Below are 17,211 nucleotides of genomic sequence, written 5' to 3'. Positions count from 1 at the left end.
CCCTCCCCCCAGGTGGCGGCGACCCTCGCCCCGCGACGATGCTACCCCCGCGATACCCGGCCCCTCCCCCTGGCCCGCTATCGACGCATCGTTTAGCGGGGCGCTTTCCTTTTCGGGTTGCTGAAAGCTGCGGTCCGGAGCCGCCTCAGATCGAGGCGGCGAGTTGGGTACCCTGGGCAATGGCGCGCTTGGCGTCGAGTTCGGCTGCTACGTCGGCGCCACCGATGACATGGATTTTTTTGCCAGAGGCGGCGAGGGCGTCAGCCAGTTCGCGCAGCGGCTCCTGACCGGCGCAGATCACTACGTTGTCCACAGGCAGCAATTGCGGCTTGCCGTCGACGCTGATGTGCAGACCTTCCGCATCCAGCCGGTCATAGCTCACGCCGCCGAGCATGCTGACCCGCTTGGCTTTGAGCGTGGCGCGATGCACCCAGCCAGTGGTTTTGTTCAAACGCGCGCCTGGGCGACCGTCTGTGCGTTGCAGCAGCCAGATCTGACGGGCGGGACGCTCCGGTTGCGGTGGCTGTAGTCCGCCACGTGCGTTGAGCTGCATGTCGACCCCCCATTCGCGGGTCCAACGGGTTACGTCAGTCGTAGGCGAGGGCGCGTGTTCCACCAGGAATTCGGCAACATCGAAGCCGATGCCGCCGGCGCCGATGATCGCGACCCGTGATCCCACCGGTTTATTACGCGCCAACACATCGAGATAAGTCAGTACGCGCGGATCGTCACTGCCAGGGAAGTTCACGTGTCGCGGGGTGATGCCGGTGGCCACGACGATTTCGTCATATGCCGCTAGAGCGCTTGCTTCGGCGACCTCGCCAAGCTGTAGGCGCACGCTCGCGTCTGCAAGGCGATGACGGAAATAACGCAGCGTCTCGTGGAATTCTTCCTTGCCCGGAATGCGCTTGGCGTAGTTGAACTGGCCGCCGATATCACTGGCCTGATCGATCAAGGTCACGTCATGACCTCGCTCCGCCAGCGTGCTGGCGCAGGCCATGCCGGCCGGGCCTGCGCCAATCACGGCCACGCGCTTGCGGGCTATGGCCGGTGTGATCGTCAATTCGGTTTCGTGGCAAGCGCGCGGATTAACCAGGCAACTGGCGCGCCGATTCTGGAACACATGATCGAGACAGGCCTGATTGCAGGCGATGCAGGTGTTGATGCGATCGCTGCGCCCAGCCTGGGCTTTGCGCGCCCAATCCGGATCAGCCAGCAGCGGGCGTGCCATCGAGACCATGTCCGCATCACCGTTGGCCAGCACCTGTTCGGCGACCTCGGGCATGTTGATGCGATTGGTCGTGATCAGCGGAATCGATACTTCGCCTTTGAGTTTCTTCGTCACCCAGGCGAAGCCTGCGCGCGGCACGCTGGTGACGATGGTGGGGATGCGCGCTTCATGCCAGCCGATGCCGGTATTGATGATGCTGGCGCCGGCCGCCTCGATGGCTTTGGCCAGTGCGACGATTTCGTCCCAGTCCTGTCCTTGCTCGATCAAGTCGAGCATGGACAGACGATAGATGATGATGAAATCGCGGCCTACTGCTTCGCGCGTACGGCGCACGATTTCCACGGGAAAACGCATGCGCTTCGCGGCGTCGCCGCCCCAGGCATCGTTGCGTCGATTGGTGTGGGCCGCCAAGAATTGATTGATCAGATAGCCTTCCGAACCCATCACCTCGACGCCGTCATAACCGGCTTCTCGTGCCAGTTTGGCGCAGCGGACGAAGTCGCCGATGGTTCGTTCCACGCCTCGCGAGGACAGAGCGCGGGGCGTGAATGGCGTGATCGGCGATTTGATCTTGGACGGTGCGACCGAGATCGGGTGATAGCCGTAACGGCCAGCATGCAGGATCTGCATGCATAGCTTGCCGCCTTCTGCGTGCACGGCGCGCGTGAGTTTGCGATGCCGGGTCACATGCCACGGCATGGACAGCCGGCCACCGAATGGTTTGAGCCATCCCTCAATGCTCGGCGCGATACCGCCGGTCACCATCAGGCCTACGCCACCCCGGGCCCGTTCCGCGAAATACGCGGCCAGCTTGTCGTAATCGGCAGCCTTGTCCTCCAGGCCCGTATGCATCGAGCCCATCAGGATGCGGTTGGAGAGCGTGGTGTGGCCGAGGTCGAGCGGAGCGAACAGATGAGGGTAGGTCATACGGCCCGAGGCATTCAAACGGTCGTATGAATGTGCCCGGTACGAGGGCGGGAAAGCAAGCGCTTTGGTGTGGCCGTCAGGCCAGCAACTGGTGAACGAGGTCGATATAGCGGCGCATGGCCTCGTCGCGGGGCGTGCCGCGCAGCTGTGCCCAGGCTTCGTATTTGGCGGTGCCGATGAAGTCGAAGAACCCCGGCTGGGGATCCTGGATATCGCCCTCGGACCCCTGCTTGTACAGCGCGTACAGCTTCAGCAGGGTGTCGTTGTCCGGTCGTTTGCCCAATCCCTGGACGTCCTCAGCGGCCTGCTGGAACTCGCGTTGAAGATCGCTCATGGGGAAGGCGCCAGCGGTCGCCGAAAGAAGGTGGGCGGGCTAGATAGCACGCGTGTGGGGTGGGGTCAACGCGTTAAGATAACGGTTTGCCCGCCAGCCCGGAGCCGCCATGACCCCTTCCACCCCCGTCCCTGTACTTACCATCGACGGGCCTTCGGGGTCGGGCAAAGGCACCATCAGCCGCCTGGTGGCGGAGCAATTGGGGTGGCGTCTGCTGGATTCGGGCGCGCTGTACCGGGCAGTGGGCTATGCCGCAGGCATGGAAGGGCTGGATTTGTCTGATGCCGAGGCGGTCACTCGTTGTGCCCAGCACGTGAAGATCCGCTTCCATGCCGCCCCGGACGGCCAGGACACTCGCGTCCTGGTCAACGGGCACGACGCCACGGACGAGCTGCGTACTGAGACGGCTGGTGCGGCGGCATCAGCGATCGCCTCGATTCCCACGGTGCGCCAGGCTCTGGTGGACCTGCAGTTGGGGTTCCGCAAGGCGCCAGGGTTGGTGGCCGATGGGCGGGACATGGGCACCGTGATCTTCCCCGACGCCGCCCATAAGGTGTTTTTGACCGCCAGCGCTGCCGAGCGTGCGAAAAGGCGCTATAAGCAGTTGAAGGAAAAGGGTCTCAGCGTTACACTTAGCGGCCTTCAGCGCGAAATTGAAGCGCGTGACACCCGCGATGCATCCCGGGCAGTCGCGCCACTCAAGCCGGCCGAAGATGCGGTTCTGGTGGATACCACCGGTATGGGCATCGACGCCGTCGTCGCGAAAGTACTTGCTGTCGTGCAGTCCTGATCGGGTTGCACTGTGGCATTCGTGCCCCTGTCGCGGCAGGGGTTTTGGTCAACGGTGCCTAGGGGATTTCTCCAAAGACACCCATAACCGGTGGGCCGATCCATCCGTGCGCATTTATCCGACGGCGCGCACTGGATTACGGCCTTTTCTCATTTCTGGAATCAACATGACTGAAAGTTTTGCCGAGCTGTTTGAACAGAGCCAACAGGCCATCTCCAAGCTGAAGCCGGGCGCCATCGTCACGGGTATCGTTGTGGAAATCCGCAACGACGTCGTCGTGATCAACGCCGGCCTCAAGAGCGAAGGCATCGTCCCGATCGAGCAGTTCAAGGACGAGGCTGGCACGCTCGAGGTGCAGGTAGGCGACGAGGTGAAGGTTGCCCTCGACGCACTGGAAGACGGCTTCGGCGAGACCAAGCTCTCCCGCGAGAAGGCCAAGCGTTCGATGGTGTGGGACGACCTCGAGCAGGCGTTCGACAAGGAAGAGACCATCACCGGCAAGATCTCCGGCAAGGTCAAGGGCGGTTTCACCGTCGACATCAAGGACGTCCGCGCATTCCTGCCGGGCTCGCTGGTCGACGTGCGTCCGGTCCGCGATCCGGTTTACCTGGAAGGCAAGGACCTCGAGTTCAAGATCATCAAGCTCGACCGCAAGCGCAACAACGTGGTGGTCAGCCGCCGCGCCGTCGTCGAGACCGAGTTCTCCGAGGAGCGCGAGAAGCTGCTTGAGCGCCTGACCGAAGGCGCAGTGGTCAAGGGCACCGTCAAGAACCTCACCGACTACGGCGCGTTCGTGGACCTGGGCGGTATCGACGGCCTGCTGCACATCACCGACATGGCGTGGAAGCGCGTGCGTCATCCGTCCGAAGTCGTCAACGTCGGCGACGAGCTGGACGTCCGCGTGCTGAAGTACGACCGCGAGCGCAACCGCGTGTCGCTGGGCCTGAAGCAGCTGGGCGACGATCCGTGGGTCGCTATCGCTCGCCGCTACCCGGTCGGCAGCCGCCTGTTCGGCAAGGTTTCCAACGTCACCGATTACGGTTGCTTCGTTGAGATCGAGCCGGGCGTGGAAGGCCTGGTCCACGTGTCCGAGATGGACTGGACCAACAAGAACGTCAACCCGGCCAAGGTCGTGCAGGTCGGCGACGAGACCGAAGTGATGGTGCTGGACGTGGATGAAGAGCGTCGCCGCATCTCGCTGGGTATCAAGCAGACCCGCTCGAACCCGTGGGAAGCCTTCGCAGCGATGCACAAGAAGGGCGACAAGGTGTCCGGTCAGATCAAGTCGATCACCGACTTCGGCATCTTCATCGGCCTGGACGGCGGCATTGACGGCCTGGTCCACCTGTCCGACATCTCCTGGCAGGCTTCGGGCGAAGATCTGGTTCGCAACTTCAAGAAGGGCGACGAGATCGAAGCCGTGGTGCTGGCAGTGGATCCGGAGCGCGAGCGCATCTCCCTCGGCATCAAGCAGATGGAGCAGGATCCGTTCGGTCAGTTCATGGCGACCAACCCGCGCGGCACCATCGTCAATGGCGTCGTGAAGGAAGTGGACGCCAAGGGCGCGGTGATCGATCTGGGCGAGGGCGTCGAGGGTTACCTCCGCGCCAACGACATCGCCAAGGAGCGCATCGACGACGCCACCCAGCACCTGAAGGTGGGCGACAAGGTCGAAGCCAAGTTCACCGGCATGGACCGAAAGGGCCGTCAGCTCCAGCTCTCCATCCGTGCGAAGGACGAGGAAGAGCTGCACGACGCCATGCAGGAGTATTCGTCGGCTTCCGGCGGTACGACCAAGCTCGGCGCTCTGCTGAAAGAGCAGCTGAACAAGGCTGACTAATAAAGCAACAAGCTAGACACGGGGCGGCATGTTGCCGCCCCGTGGTTCCACGTCACGGACATTGGGGACCCATGACCAAATCCGAATTGATCGAAGCGCTGGCACGGCGCCAGACCCACCTCGCGTTTGGCGATGTCGAGCTGGCCGTCAAGAGCGTGATCGAGCAGATGAGCCATGCGCTTTCTCATGGCGAACGCATCGAGGTACGCGGCTTTGGCAGCTTTGCGCTGCATTACCGGCCGCCGCGCATGGGCCGCAATCCCAAGACCGGCGAAGCGGTAGCCCTCCCGGGCAAGCACGTTCCGCACTTCAAGCCGGGCAAGGAATTGCGCGAGCGCGTGAATCAGGATCTGGAGCAAGTCGCGTCCACTTAAGTGGTCCGGCAGGGTTCCAAGCCTTCTGAAGGCAGGCGGCGTTGAGCCGGTCCTGCCTTCTTTTTTGTCTGCGGTACGTGAAAGCAAGGCGGTCATGGATAGGTTCTTGCGGCCTTGTCGTTCGATGAATTGGCATGTGTGTGATCCGCCGATGCCTGTGCCGCTTCATGGCAATCGGGTAAAGTCGCGGCCATGCGATTGATCGTGATGCTGATCCTGCTGCTGTTTGTCGCCGCCGGCGTAGTGCTGGGGGCGCTTAATGCCGATCTGGTCGACTACGACCTGGCCTTCGCGCATTTCCAGATGCCCAAGGGCGCGGCTTTGCTGACGGCCCTGATGCTGGGCTGGCTATTGGGTGGACTGACCGCCTGGCTCGGGGTGAGTACGCGCCACCGTCGGCAGCGCCGGCAGGCCGTCCGTGATGTCAACACCAGGCAACCCGCAGACGCATGATGGCCCTCTATGTGTTGGCCCTGCTGATTCCGGTCGCTTTTGTCAGCGGCTGGTGGACCGCCCGCAGCGCGGGCGTACGCCGCTCCGGCGCACAAGTCAGTGAGCTTTCCTCGGATTACTTCCGCGGCCTCAACTACCTGCTCAACGAAGAGCAGGACAAGGCGATCGAGGTTTTCCTCCGCCTGGCCGAATACAACCGCGATACGGTCGAGACTCATCTGGCATTGGGCAATCTGTTCCGTCGCCGTGGCGAGGTTGATCGGGCCATTCGTTTGCATCAGCATCTGGTGTCGCGTCCCGGTTTGTCGGATGCGATGAAGACCGTCGCCTTGCTGGAACTGGGCGAGGACTATATGCGCGCAGGTTTGCTGGACCGTGCCGAGACCCTGTTCTCCGATCTGGTGGCGATGGATGCGCACGCACCTTCGGCGCTGCGCCATCTGATCGCGATCTACCAGCATGAGCGCGACTGGCACAAAGCCATCGAACATGCACGGCGTCTGGAAGCGATGACCGGCGAAGACGAGGCCGGCATGATCGCCCAGTTCTATTGCGAACTCGCCGATCAGGCGCGTCAGCATGGCGCTCGTCAGGATGCTGGCGAATATCTGCGCCAGGCCTTCGCCTGCCAGCCGGACTGCGTGCGCGCTTTCATGCTCACCGGGCGTCTGTATGCCGAAGAGGGTGAGCACGGCAAAGCGGTCGACGTGTACGAGACGGCGATCGAGGCCGATATCGCTTTCGTGCCGGAAATCCTTCCGCCGTTGCTCAACAGCTACGCCCGCTCGCAGCAGATGGAACGCGCCGAGGGTTTCCTGCGCGACATCCTGGAGCGTTACCACGGTATCTCGCCGGTGCTGGCATTGACTCGCTTGTATCAGCAGCGTGATGGCGAACGCATGGCGATTGATTTCCTTACTTCGCAGCTGCGCCAGCGTCCTTCGGTGCGCGGGCTCATGGCGTTGATCGACGCCACCATGGACAAGGTCGAAGGCGAGGCGCGCGAGAATTTCCTGATTCTGCGCGACCTCACCAAGAAGTTGCTGGAAGGGCAGGCGATGTACCGCTGCAGCCGCTGCGGCTTCGGCGCCAAGGCGCACCACTGGCAATGTCCCAGCTGCAAGAGCTGGAGCACGATCCGGCCGATCCACGGCGTCGCGAACGAGTGAGGTAGGGATGTCGCCTTTCGTGCTGGCCATAGGGATGGTGCTGGCATCGTTGCTGGTTGCCTTGTTCGTGGTGCGCGGTGCCATTGCCTACGCGCATCGCCGCGGCATGCTGGATCAACCGGGGCAGCGGCGTTCGCATTCGATACCGACACCGCGCGGTGGGGGTGTCGGCATGGTGATTGCCGTGGTGCTTACCGCTCCCTGGTGTTTGTCATTGCTGCCTGCGGCGTGGACAGGCGGGTTGCCCTGGGTATTAGCCGCAGCGACCCTGATGGTCGCGGCCATCGGCTGGTGGGACGACCACCATGCCTTGCCGGTATTGCCGCGCCTGGGCATTCAACTGGCGGCCTGTGCCTTGTTTGCGTGCGCATTAGTGATCGGCGAGATGTCCTGGCTATGGCTGCCTCTGCTGATCCTCGCTGGCGCCTGGAGTATCAATCTCCATAACTTCATGGACGGCATCGATGGCTTGCTGGCACAGCAGGTCTTATTTGTCGCGCTTGGGTTGTCGGGGCTCGCCATGGCGGCAGGGCAGTTTGCGCTCGCTGCGGGCATCGCTTGCCTAGCGGCCGCGGCCCTGGGGTTCTGGTGCTACAACCGGCCCCGCGCCGCTATTTTCATGGGAGATGTGGGTAGCGGGACCATGGGATTTCTGCTGTTCGCCTTCACCGCCATGCTATGGCGGGTGAACAACCAGCTGCTCTGGCCGGCTGCGATCCTCAGTTCATCCTTTGTAACGGACGCCAGCCTTACCCTCCTTAGCCGGTTCCTGAAAGGTCGGCGCTGGTACACTCCCCATCGCGAGCACGTGTACCAATGGCTGGTTCGCAGTGGCATGTCGCACGCTCTGGGGGGCGCGTGCTACCTGGGTTGGAACCTCTTGATCGCAGCACCTCTGGCCTGGCTGTCATGGTTTTGTCCAGACTTGGGGTGGACGATCTGCGTTGTCACGTATTTGATCGCGAGCGCAGCATGGATGCTCGCCAAACGCTACTGTTTGTGGTGTATCCAGCACAGGGCCAAGCATGTCGCTACGTAAACTGATCGGTGTCATTCATCCGCGAACGGCAGTCGTCCTACACGACCTGCTGATGGCGGCCGTGGCCTGGTGGGTGGCGAAAGCACTGCGATATGCCCTGATCGATGACGCGGCAATCAGCTTTCATCCGCTCGAATTTCCTCTGGTCCTGGCCGTCCAGGGCCTGATACTCAACTGGACCGGCCTGTACCGCGGCCTCTGGCGCTTCGCCAGCCTGCCGGACCTGTGGAACATCCTGCGCGCCACAGTCATCGGCGCACTGGCCATCGGCCTTACCCTGTTCCTCTACAACCGCCTGACCGATGTGCCGCGCTCGGTATTGCTGGTCTATCCGGTCGTGCTGTCTCTGCTGTTGGGTGCACCGCGCCTGACCTATCGCTTTTGGAAGGACAGCCGGGTCGACATGTTTCAGTCGCAGCCGGTGCAGCGCGTGCTGATTGTCGGTGCCGATCGGGCCGGCGAGGCGCTGGCGCGTGACCTGCACCGCGATAGCCGCTACGCCGTCGTCGGCTTTGTGGATGATCGCGATAGCTTGCGCGGCGCCAGTATCAATGGGCGTCCGGTGCTTGGCCGGGTCGAGCTGTTGCCTGAGTTGGCCCGCGAAGTGGCCGCTCAGATGTTGCTGATCGCCATGCCCAGCGCGTCGACCGAAGAGATGCGGCATGTCGTCGAGCTATGCGATCAGACAGGGCTGCCGTATCGCACGGTGCCCAAGCTCGAGGACGTCGTGGCTGGCCGCGCGCAATTCAACGAAATCAAGGAAGTCGCGATCGAGGATTTGCTGGGTCGCGACGCCATCGAACTCGATTGGACGGCCATCCGGGAAACCCTGACCGGCAAGCGCGTGCTGGTGACTGGCGGCGGCGGTTCGATCGGTTCCGAATTGTGCCGGCAGGTGGCTCGACTGGGCGCGCAGTCGCTGACGGTGGTCGATCACAGCGAGTTCAACCTGTACCAGATTTCGCAGGAACTGCGGCAGGAATACCCCGAGCTGCTGTTCGACGCCGTTCTCGCTGATTGCGGTGATCCGGCGGCAACAAACCGCCTGTTCTCCGAGCTGAAGCCGCAAGTCGTGTTCCATGCGGCCGCCTATAAGCACGTGCCCTTGCTGCAAGGCCAGCTGCGCTCCGCCTTTCGCAACAACGTGCTGGCCTCGCGCACCATGGCCGATATGGCTGACCGCTATCAGGCGGAATGCTTCGTGTTGATTTCGACGGACAAGGCAGTCAATCCCACCAGCGTGATGGGCGCCTGCAAGCGCATCGCGGAGATCTGGTGCCAGAACCTCGATGCGCGTTCTAACACGCGCTATATCACGGTACGTTTCGGCAACGTGCTGGATTCCGCCGGCTCGGTTGTACCGCTGTTCCGCAAGCAGATCCGCGCGGGTGGCCCGGTGACCATCACCCATCCGGAAATTTCGCGCTACTTCATGACCATCCCCGAAGCCTGCCAGCTGATCCTGCAGGCGGCGAGCTTGGGCAAGGGCGGTGAGATCTTCGCGCTGGACATGGGCGAGCCGGTGAAGATCCGCGATCTCGCCGAGCAGATGATCCGCCTGGCCGGCAAGAAGCCGGGCACCGAGATTCCCATTGTCTTTACCGGCCTGCGTTCGGGCGAGAAGCTGTTCGAAGAGCTGTTCCATCCGCTCGAGAACTACAGCGCGACCGCGCATGCCAAGATTTTCCTGGCGCAGTACCGCCAGGTGAGCTGGGAGCTGTTGCAGGCCCAGCTGGTCAAAGCTTCCGAGGCGACCTCCGCCTTTGATGAAGAGAGTCTGCGGCGCTGCGTATCCAGCCTGCTGCCCTCGTTCCGCTGGAGCGACGTGGCGCAGCCGGACAATGTGGTGTCGATCCGTCGCAATGAATCTGGAGAGAAGTGAGTGAGTAAGCCGTTGCGCAAGGTGGTCTTCCCGGTGGCCGGCCTGGGTACGCGTTTTCTTCCGGCCACCAAGGTGGTCGCCAAGGAAATGCTGCCTGTATTGGACAAGCCGCTGATCCAGTACGCCGTCGATGAAGCCGTGGATGCGGGCGCCGACACGCTGATCTTCGTCACCAATCGCTACAAGCACGCCATTGCCGATTACTTCGACAAGGCCTACGAGCTGGAAGCGAAGCTGCAGGAAAAGGGCAAGGACGAACTGCTTGCCCTGGTACAGGGAACGCTGCCGCGCCATGTGCGCGCCATCTTCGTTACCCAGCCGGAGGCGCTGGGCCTCGGCCACGCCGTGCTCTGCGCCAAGCCTGTGGTGGGCGATGAGCCGTTTGGCGTGGTGTTGCCAGACGACCTGATCTGGAACAATGGCAAGGGCGCACTGCGCCAGATGGTCGAGCTGGCGGAAGCACAGCACGCCGGTGTCATCGCCGTCGAGGAAGTGCCGAACAACGAAACAGACAAGTACGGCATCGTTGATGCCACGCGCATCGACGAACGCAGCGCGCAGATCCGCCACATGGTGGAAAAGCCCAAGCCGGCGGACGCGCCGTCGAACCTCGCCGTAGTGGGACGCTATGTCCTGCCGGCTCGCATTTTCGAATTGCTAGAGCGGACCACGCCGGGTGCCGGCGGTGAAATCCAGCTCACCGACGCCATCGATGCGCTGCTGAAAGAGCAGGGCAAGGTGCTGGCCTATCGCTTCGAGGGCACGCGCTTCGATTGCGGCAACAAGGCCGGCCTGGTCCGCGCAACCATGCACATGGCCCTGCAGGATCCCAAGCTGGCACCGACCGTGCGTGAGCTTCTGAGCGCGCTCTGAGTGCTTTGCCGGACCGGGCGGCCTAAGCCCGGTCCGATTCCCGCTGCGTGCTGGCGGCGGCATCATGTCAGAATCTGTACCGCGTCCTGCCATTTTCGTGGAGCAGGATGCGCTTGGGGAAAACCGACCGACTCGCCGTTCCATTCGATGGGGCGGCTTTGTCGCAAGCGGTGATTGGCCTGAGGTCGGCGATACGCCGCGCCCGTTCATTGGATGATTGCCAGGAAGCACTATGGATTTGCTGCGGTTTCTGCTCTTGCTACCGGTGCGCCTCGTGCGCGGTTTGCTGCTCGGGATCGGCCTGATCCTGCGGCCCTTCTTTGGACAATTGTCCTGGTCGGCACCCACCTGGATGCCCGCGACCGGCACTTTTGTCCGCCAGCGCCCGCTGCGCGCCGCAGGTGTGCTGGTGGCCGCGCTGGCGATTGCCGCCGCTGGCTGGTTCGGCTGGCAGTGGTACAAAAACCGTCCCAAGCCGATCGAGCCCGCGCGCATTTCCTTTGAAGTGCAGACGCCGGCGATCAGCGACTACACAAAGCAGCCGATCGTGATCCATCCGCTTGCGCTGCGCTTCTCGCGCTCGGCAGCGCCGCTCGAGCTGGTGGGCAAGCCGGTCACCACTGGCGTCGTGATGCAGCCCGCCGTGAAGGGGCAGTGGACCTGGCTCGACGACCGCACGCTCAACTTCGTGCCGGCCGAGGATTGGCCGGTTGGCAAGCATTACGACGTGCGCTTCGACACCGGCAAGGCTTTTGCTCCGCACGTGCTGATGGCCGAAGACCACTTCAGTTTCGACACGACGCCTTTCGTGGTGAAGCTGGGCACAGGCGAGTTCTATCAGGACCCGCAGGACGCCACGGCCAAGAAGACCATCCAGCAGGTGGTCTTCAATTACCCGGTGGACTCGGCCCAGTTCGAGAAGCGGATCGAGGTTGCGCTGGCGCAGAAAGGCAGCTCCGATACGCCGCTCAAATTCAGCGTGACGTACGACGCCAACAAGCTGACCGCGTGGATTCATTCGCAGCCGCTGGCCCTGCCGCGCGACGACGGCGCCGTGCAGTACAGCATCGACAAGGGCGTGCGCAGTCTGCGCGGCGGCGACGCATTCAAGGACAAGCTCACGCATCCAGTGACCGTGCCGGGCCTGTACAGCCTGACCATCAACGAGATCACACCCACCCTGGTCGACAACGACAAGTACGAGCCCGAGCAAGTACTGGTGATGGGCGTCGGCGGTACGGTGCGCGACAGCGAGCTCGCAGGCCTGACCAAAGCCTGGGTACTGCCGCGACGCAAGCCCGGAGTGCAGCAGGACGAAGACGAGCCACCTTATGCGTGGGGCGCTTCCCAGGTTAGCGAGGAGGTGCTGCGTAAGTCGCAGCCGCTCAAGCTCGAGCTGGTGCCCACGGAAAACGAATACGAGGCCGGCCAGAGTTTCAAGTTCCACGCCGAGCCCGGACAGCAGATCTATGTGCGTGTGGAGAAGGGGCTCAAGTCGTTCGGCGGCTATGTGCTCGGCAAGCCACGCTTTGAGGTGGTGACGGTTCCCGAATATCCGAAGCTGCTGCGCTTTATGGCGGATGGTTCGCTACTGTCGATGAGCGGCAGCAGGCGCGTGTCCGTGGTGTCGCGCAACCTGCCGGGCATGAAGGTGGAGGTCGGTCGCGTACTGCCGGATCAGCTGCAACACCTGGTCAGCCTCAATCAGGGCAACTATGCGCGGCCTTCGCTGAGCTACGACTTCAGCGAAGACCATATCGTCGAGCGCTTCGAGCAGAAGCGCGCCTTCCCCAAGGGCGATCCCGGCAAGGCCCACTACGAAGGTGTCGACCTTGGCCAGTATCTGAAGGACGGCAAGCGCGGCGTGTTCCTGCTGCACCTGTCCAGCTACGACCCGGTGGCCGAGAAGAAAAAAGCCGATGCTGCCGCCGCTGCAGAACAGGGTGCGCAGGCCGCACCGCGCGCGGACGGGCAGGACAATGCCAGTGCAGGTGATGAATCCGGCGACGAAGGCGAAAGCGGGGGCAACGCTTACAACAGCGAATCCGGGGACGACTCGTCTACCCCCGTCGACACTCGCCTCGTCGTGGTCACCGACCTCGGCATGCTGGTCAAACGCGGCGTGGACGGCAGCCAGGACGTGTTCGTGCAATCGATTCACAGCGGCCAGCCTGTGGGCGGTGCCAGCGTGTCGGTGCTGGCGGTCAACGGCCAGACGCTTTACAACGAGACCACCAGTGCCGATGGCGCCGTGCACTTCCCGACCTTCAAGGGACTCGAGCGCGAAAAGCGTCCGGTGATGTATCTGGTGAAGAAGGCCGACGATCTTTCCTTCCTGCCGATCGGCGGTTATGACCGCCAGCTCGACTACTCGCGCTTCGACATCGGTGGCGAGCGCAACGCGACCAACCAGGGCCAGCTTTCCGCCTATCTGTTCTCCGATCGCGGCATTTACCGGCCGGGCGACACCTTCCATATCGGCCTGATCGTGCGTGCCGCCAGCTGGACGCATAGCGTGACCGGCGTGCCGCTGCAGGCGGAGATCGTCGATCCGCGCGGCGCCACAGTAAAACAACTGCCGTTGAACATGGACAACAGTGGCTTTGGTGAACTCGAATACGCACCGGCGGAAACCGCGCCCACCGGCACCTGGACGGTGAATCTCTACATCGTCAAGGATGGCAAGGCCGGTGCGCAGATCGGCAGTACCACCGTGCAGGTCAAGGAATTCCTGCCCGACCGCATGAAGGTGGAAGCCAAGCTGTCGCAACAGGTGCCGGAAGGTTGGGTAAAGCCGGATCAGTTGAAGGGTCTGGTCGACGTGCAGAACCTGTTCGGCACGCCGGCGGCGGATCGCCGCGTGGAAGCTTCGCTCACGCTGCGTCCGGCCTGGCCGGCCTTCCGCAGCTGGCAGGACTATCACTTCTACGACGTGCGCCGCGCCAAGGAGGGTTACGAGGAAACCTTGCAGGACGGCAAGACCGACGACAAGGGCCATGCCGAATTCGATCTGGACCTGAAGAAATACGCCGACGCTACGTATCAGCTGTACTTCCTCGCCAAGGCGCACGAAGCCGAGGGCGGGCGCAGCGTAGCCGCGGCCGCGCAGATACTGGTTTCCAGCAATGACTGGCTGGTCGGTTACAAAGCCGCCGACAGTCTCGACTACGTTAGCCGCAACACGCCGCGTAGCGTGCATCTAGTGGCGATCAACAGTCAGGCCAAAGCGATCGAATTGAAGGACCTGCGCGCGCAGCTGATCGAGCGCCGCTACATTTCGGTGCTGACCAAGCAGGACTCGGGTGTCTACAAATACCAGTCCAAGCTCAAGGAAATCGCGGTCAACGAGCAGGCACTGACGATTCCCGCCGCGGGTTTCGATTACACCTTGCCGACCGACAAGCCGGGCAACTACGCCTTGGTGATCCTGCGCGGCAATGACCGTACCGAAGTGAACCGCGTCGACTACTCGGTGGCCGGCGCCGCCAACGTGTCGCGCTCGCTGGACCGCAACGCGGAACTCCAGCTCAACCTGAGCAAGCAGGATTACGCACCGGGTGAGTCGGTGGACATCGCCGTGCGCGCGCCATATGCGGGTAGCGGCCTGATCACCATCGAACGTGACAAGGTGTATGCGCACGCCTGGTTCCATGCCGACACCACCAGCTCGGTGCAGCACATCACCGTGCCGGCGGACTTCGAGGGCAACGGCTACATCAACGTACAGTACATCCGCGATCCGTCCTCGGACGAGATCTTCATGAGCCCGTTGAGCTACGGCGTAGTGCCGTTTTCGGTGAACCTGGATGCGCGGCGCAACCCGATCAAGGTCGAATCGCCGGCACTGGTGAAGCCCGGTGAAACGTTGACCTTCAAGCTCCATGCGCCACAGCCGACCAAGGCCGTGGTGTTTGCCGTGGATGAAGGCATTCTGCAGGTGGCCCGCTACAAGCTGGGCGATCCCCTGAAGTTCTTCTTCCGCAAGCGCATGCTGGAAGTGAACACTTCCCAGATCCTCGATCTGATCCTACCGGACTTCGAGAAGCTGATGAGCATGGCCGCAGCCGGCGGTGACGCCGACGCAGCCATCGGCCGCCAGCTCAATCCGTTCAAGCGCAAACGCGACAAGCCGGTGGCGTTCTGGTCCGGCATTGTCGACGTGGACGGCGAGAAGGAGCTGACCTATCAGGTGCCGGATTACTTCAACGGCAAGCTGCGCGTGATGGCGGTATCGGTTTCGCCGGAGCGCATCGGCACCTTTGAAGGCGCCACCACCGTGCGCGGCGATTTCGTGTTGTCGCCGAACGTGCCGACGACGCTGGCCCCGGGTGACGAACTGGAAGTCAGCGTGGGTGTGGCCAACAACCTGACGGGGCTGGGTGGCAAACAGGTGCCGGTGGCGGTGAACTTGAAGACCGGCCCGCAGCTACAGGCGATCGGCAACGCGACCCAGAGCCTCAATCTGGGCGAGATGCGCGAGGGCGTGGCGTTGTTCCGCGTCAAGGCCACCGACAAACTGGGTTCCGGCAATCTGACCTTTACCGCGAGCTATGGCGGCAAGTCCGCCAAGCAGAGCGTCGATGTCTCGGTGCGCCCGGCGTCGGCCTATCGCACCCAGGTCAACGTGGGCCGGGTCGACGCTGGCAGCAAGGCAGACCTGCCCGACCTGCGCAAGTTGTACGACGAGTACGCGTCACGCGATGCCGCCTTCTCGCCGCTGCCGGTCGTGCTCGCGCAAGGACTCACTAGCTTCCTGGTCAACTACCAGAACTACTGCAGCGAGCAGCTGATCAGCGCGGCCATGCCCAAGCTGGTGGTGGCGAAATGGCCGGTGGTGCCGGTATTCGCGCACGCGCTACAACCCGCCTTCAGCGAAAAGAAGCTGAGCAACGACGAAGCGCTGGCCGGCTTCCTCGATGCGCTGCACGCGCGCCAGAACGGGCAGGGCGGTTTCGGTGTATGGGCGGCGACGCCGGATGCGGATCCGTTCGTGTCGGTCTACGCGATGAACTTCATGATCGAAGCGCGCGACCGTGGCGTGAATGTGCCCAAGGACATGTTCGACGCGGGCAACAGCTATCTGCGCCAGCTCGCCAGCGACAACGGCATGGACTCGCTCGACAAGCTGCGTCAGCGCGCCTACGCGGTCTATCTGCTGACGCGCCAGGGCAACGTCACCACCAATGATCTGGCAGCAGTGCAGAAGCGCTTGCAGGAGGCTTATCCGGATCAGTGGAAGAACGATCTGGCCGCTGCCTGGCTGGCAGCCTCCTATCAGCTGCTGAAGCAGGACAAGCAGGCCAGTCAGTTGATGGCCGGCCCGCAGAAATTGCTGGAGCGTAGCAATGCGGACAAGACGTACGTCTACGACTACTACTACGACTCGCTGATCCGCGACTCCAGCGTGCTGTACCTGCTCGGCAAGCACTTCCCCGAACGGGCCAAGGCGTTGTCGCCACGCGTGTGGGAGAACATCAGTTACCCATTGGCGCACGAGTGGTACAACACGTTGTCGTCGTCGATGACCCTGCTCGCGCTGGATGCCTACGCCAGCCAGTCGGCCGGCGATCTCAGCAAGCTCAACATCGATGAAGTACATACCGATGGCAGCGTCAAAGCCATCGCCGCCCTGCAAGGCAATCTGATGCAGGCCGGTAGCTGGAACGCTGCGGCGGGTCGTCTGCGCTTTACCAATGGCGGCGCCTTGCCGGCGTGGTATGTGGCGAGCCAGGGCGGCTATGACCGCGATGCGCCCAACAAGGCGATCAAGAACGGCATCGAGATCATCCGCGATTACACCGACACCAACGGCAAGTCGCTGGATCAGATCAGCATCGGGCAGGAGATCGACGTCCACGTGAAGATCCGCGCCACCAGTGGCGACGGTGTTTCCGACGTGGCGATCGTGGATCTGCTGCCGGGTGGCTTCGAGCCGGTGATCCAGCCGCCGCCGGAAGTGACCGACCACCAGGAGGACGGCAGCGCGGAGAATGACCAGGGTGGCGATAGCGAAGTGAAGCCCAGTGCCTGGCGTTCGCCGATCGGTCTGTCCAGTTCGAGCTGGACGCCCGAGTACGCGGATATCCGCGAAGATCGTGTAGTGATCTATGGCACGGCCACGCCGGATGTGCGTGAGTTCGTCTATCGCATCAAGGCGACTAATGCCGGCAAGTTCATTGTGCCGCCAGCCTACGGCGAGTCGATGTACAACCGGGAAATCCAGGCGCGTTCGCCGGGTGGCGCTACCTTGAACGTCGTGCGCAAACCCTAAGTCCGGATACCTCGCCCTCTCCATGGCG

At 62.8% G+C, this 17,211-nt stretch carries 11 protein-coding genes; 9 read left to right on the top strand and 2 right to left on the bottom strand.

What is annotated here, in order from left to right:
- Nucleotides 1-145: 145 nt before the first annotated feature.
- The gene (locus ISS97_RS18050; protein ID WP_379983206.1) at nt 146-2,158 is read right to left on the bottom strand and encodes an FAD-dependent oxidoreductase; all 2,013 of its coding nucleotides are present in this window, start codon (nt 2,156-2,158) and stop codon (nt 146-148) included.
- A 76-nt stretch (nt 2,159-2,234) separates the two neighbouring features.
- On the bottom strand, nt 2,235-2,492 hold the full coding sequence (locus ISS97_RS18045; RefSeq protein WP_379983207.1) for an acyl-CoA-binding protein: 258 nt from the start codon (nt 2,490-2,492) through the stop codon (nt 2,235-2,237).
- Nucleotides 2,493-2,601: 109 nt separating this feature from the next.
- On the opposite strand from ISS97_RS18045, the gene cmk reads away from it, so the two are divergent.
- The 9 genes from cmk to ISS97_RS18000 all read left to right on the top strand — a co-directional run bounded on the left by cmk (nt 2,602) and on the right by ISS97_RS18000 (nt 17,183).
- On the top strand, nt 2,602-3,282 hold the full coding sequence (gene cmk, locus ISS97_RS18040; RefSeq protein ID WP_379983208.1) for a (d)CMP kinase: 681 nt from the start codon (nt 2,602-2,604) through the stop codon (nt 3,280-3,282).
- A 166-nt stretch (nt 3,283-3,448) separates the two neighbouring features.
- Entirely contained in the window at nt 3,449-5,122 is a 1,674-nt protein-coding gene (gene rpsA / locus ISS97_RS18035) for a 30S ribosomal protein S1 (protein ID WP_379983209.1), read from the top strand.
- 41 nt (nt 5,123-5,163) lie between these two features.
- Nucleotides 5,164-5,496: an integration host factor subunit beta gene (locus tag ISS97_RS18030; protein ID WP_379983210.1), complete on the top strand. Its 333-nt coding sequence runs from the start codon at nt 5,164-5,166 to the stop codon at nt 5,494-5,496.
- A gap of 192 nt (nt 5,497-5,688) precedes the next feature.
- Nucleotides 5,689-5,949: a lipopolysaccharide assembly protein LapA domain-containing protein gene (locus ISS97_RS18025; protein WP_379983211.1), complete on the top strand. Its 261-nt coding sequence runs from the start codon at nt 5,689-5,691 to the stop codon at nt 5,947-5,949.
- On the top strand, nt 5,946-7,118 hold the full coding sequence (lapB, locus tag ISS97_RS18020; protein WP_379983212.1) for a lipopolysaccharide assembly protein LapB: 1,173 nt from the start codon (nt 5,946-5,948) through the stop codon (nt 7,116-7,118). Before ISS97_RS18025 ends, lapB begins: the two co-directional genes overlap by 4 nt.
- Before the next feature lie 7 nt (nt 7,119-7,125).
- Complete coding sequence (locus tag ISS97_RS18015) at nt 7,126-8,157, top strand: MraY family glycosyltransferase (RefSeq protein ID WP_379983213.1); 1,032 nt, start codon at nt 7,126-7,128, stop codon at nt 8,155-8,157.
- Nucleotides 8,144-10,039: a polysaccharide biosynthesis protein gene (locus tag ISS97_RS18010; RefSeq protein ID WP_379983214.1), complete on the top strand. Its 1,896-nt coding sequence runs from the start codon at nt 8,144-8,146 to the stop codon at nt 10,037-10,039. Before ISS97_RS18015 ends, ISS97_RS18010 begins: the two co-directional genes overlap by 14 nt.
- Nucleotides 10,040-10,912 carry a UTP--glucose-1-phosphate uridylyltransferase GalU gene (gene galU, locus ISS97_RS18005; protein WP_379983215.1) on the top strand — a complete coding sequence of 291 codons (873 nt, stop codon included), beginning with the start codon at nt 10,040-10,042 and terminating at the stop codon, nt 10,910-10,912. It begins immediately after the preceding gene.
- A gap of 232 nt (nt 10,913-11,144) precedes the next feature.
- Nucleotides 11,145-17,183: an MG2 domain-containing protein gene (locus tag ISS97_RS18000; RefSeq protein ID WP_379983216.1), complete on the top strand. Its 6,039-nt coding sequence runs from the start codon at nt 11,145-11,147 to the stop codon at nt 17,181-17,183.
- The last annotated feature ends 28 nt before the right edge of the window (nt 17,184-17,211 follow it).

Origin of the sequence: Dyella koreensis, assembly GCF_044904565.1 — a bacterium.
Classification (GTDB): domain Bacteria; phylum Pseudomonadota; class Gammaproteobacteria; order Xanthomonadales; family Rhodanobacteraceae; genus Dyella_D; species Dyella_D koreensis.
This window is presented reverse-complemented; position numbering and strand designations above follow the sequence as displayed.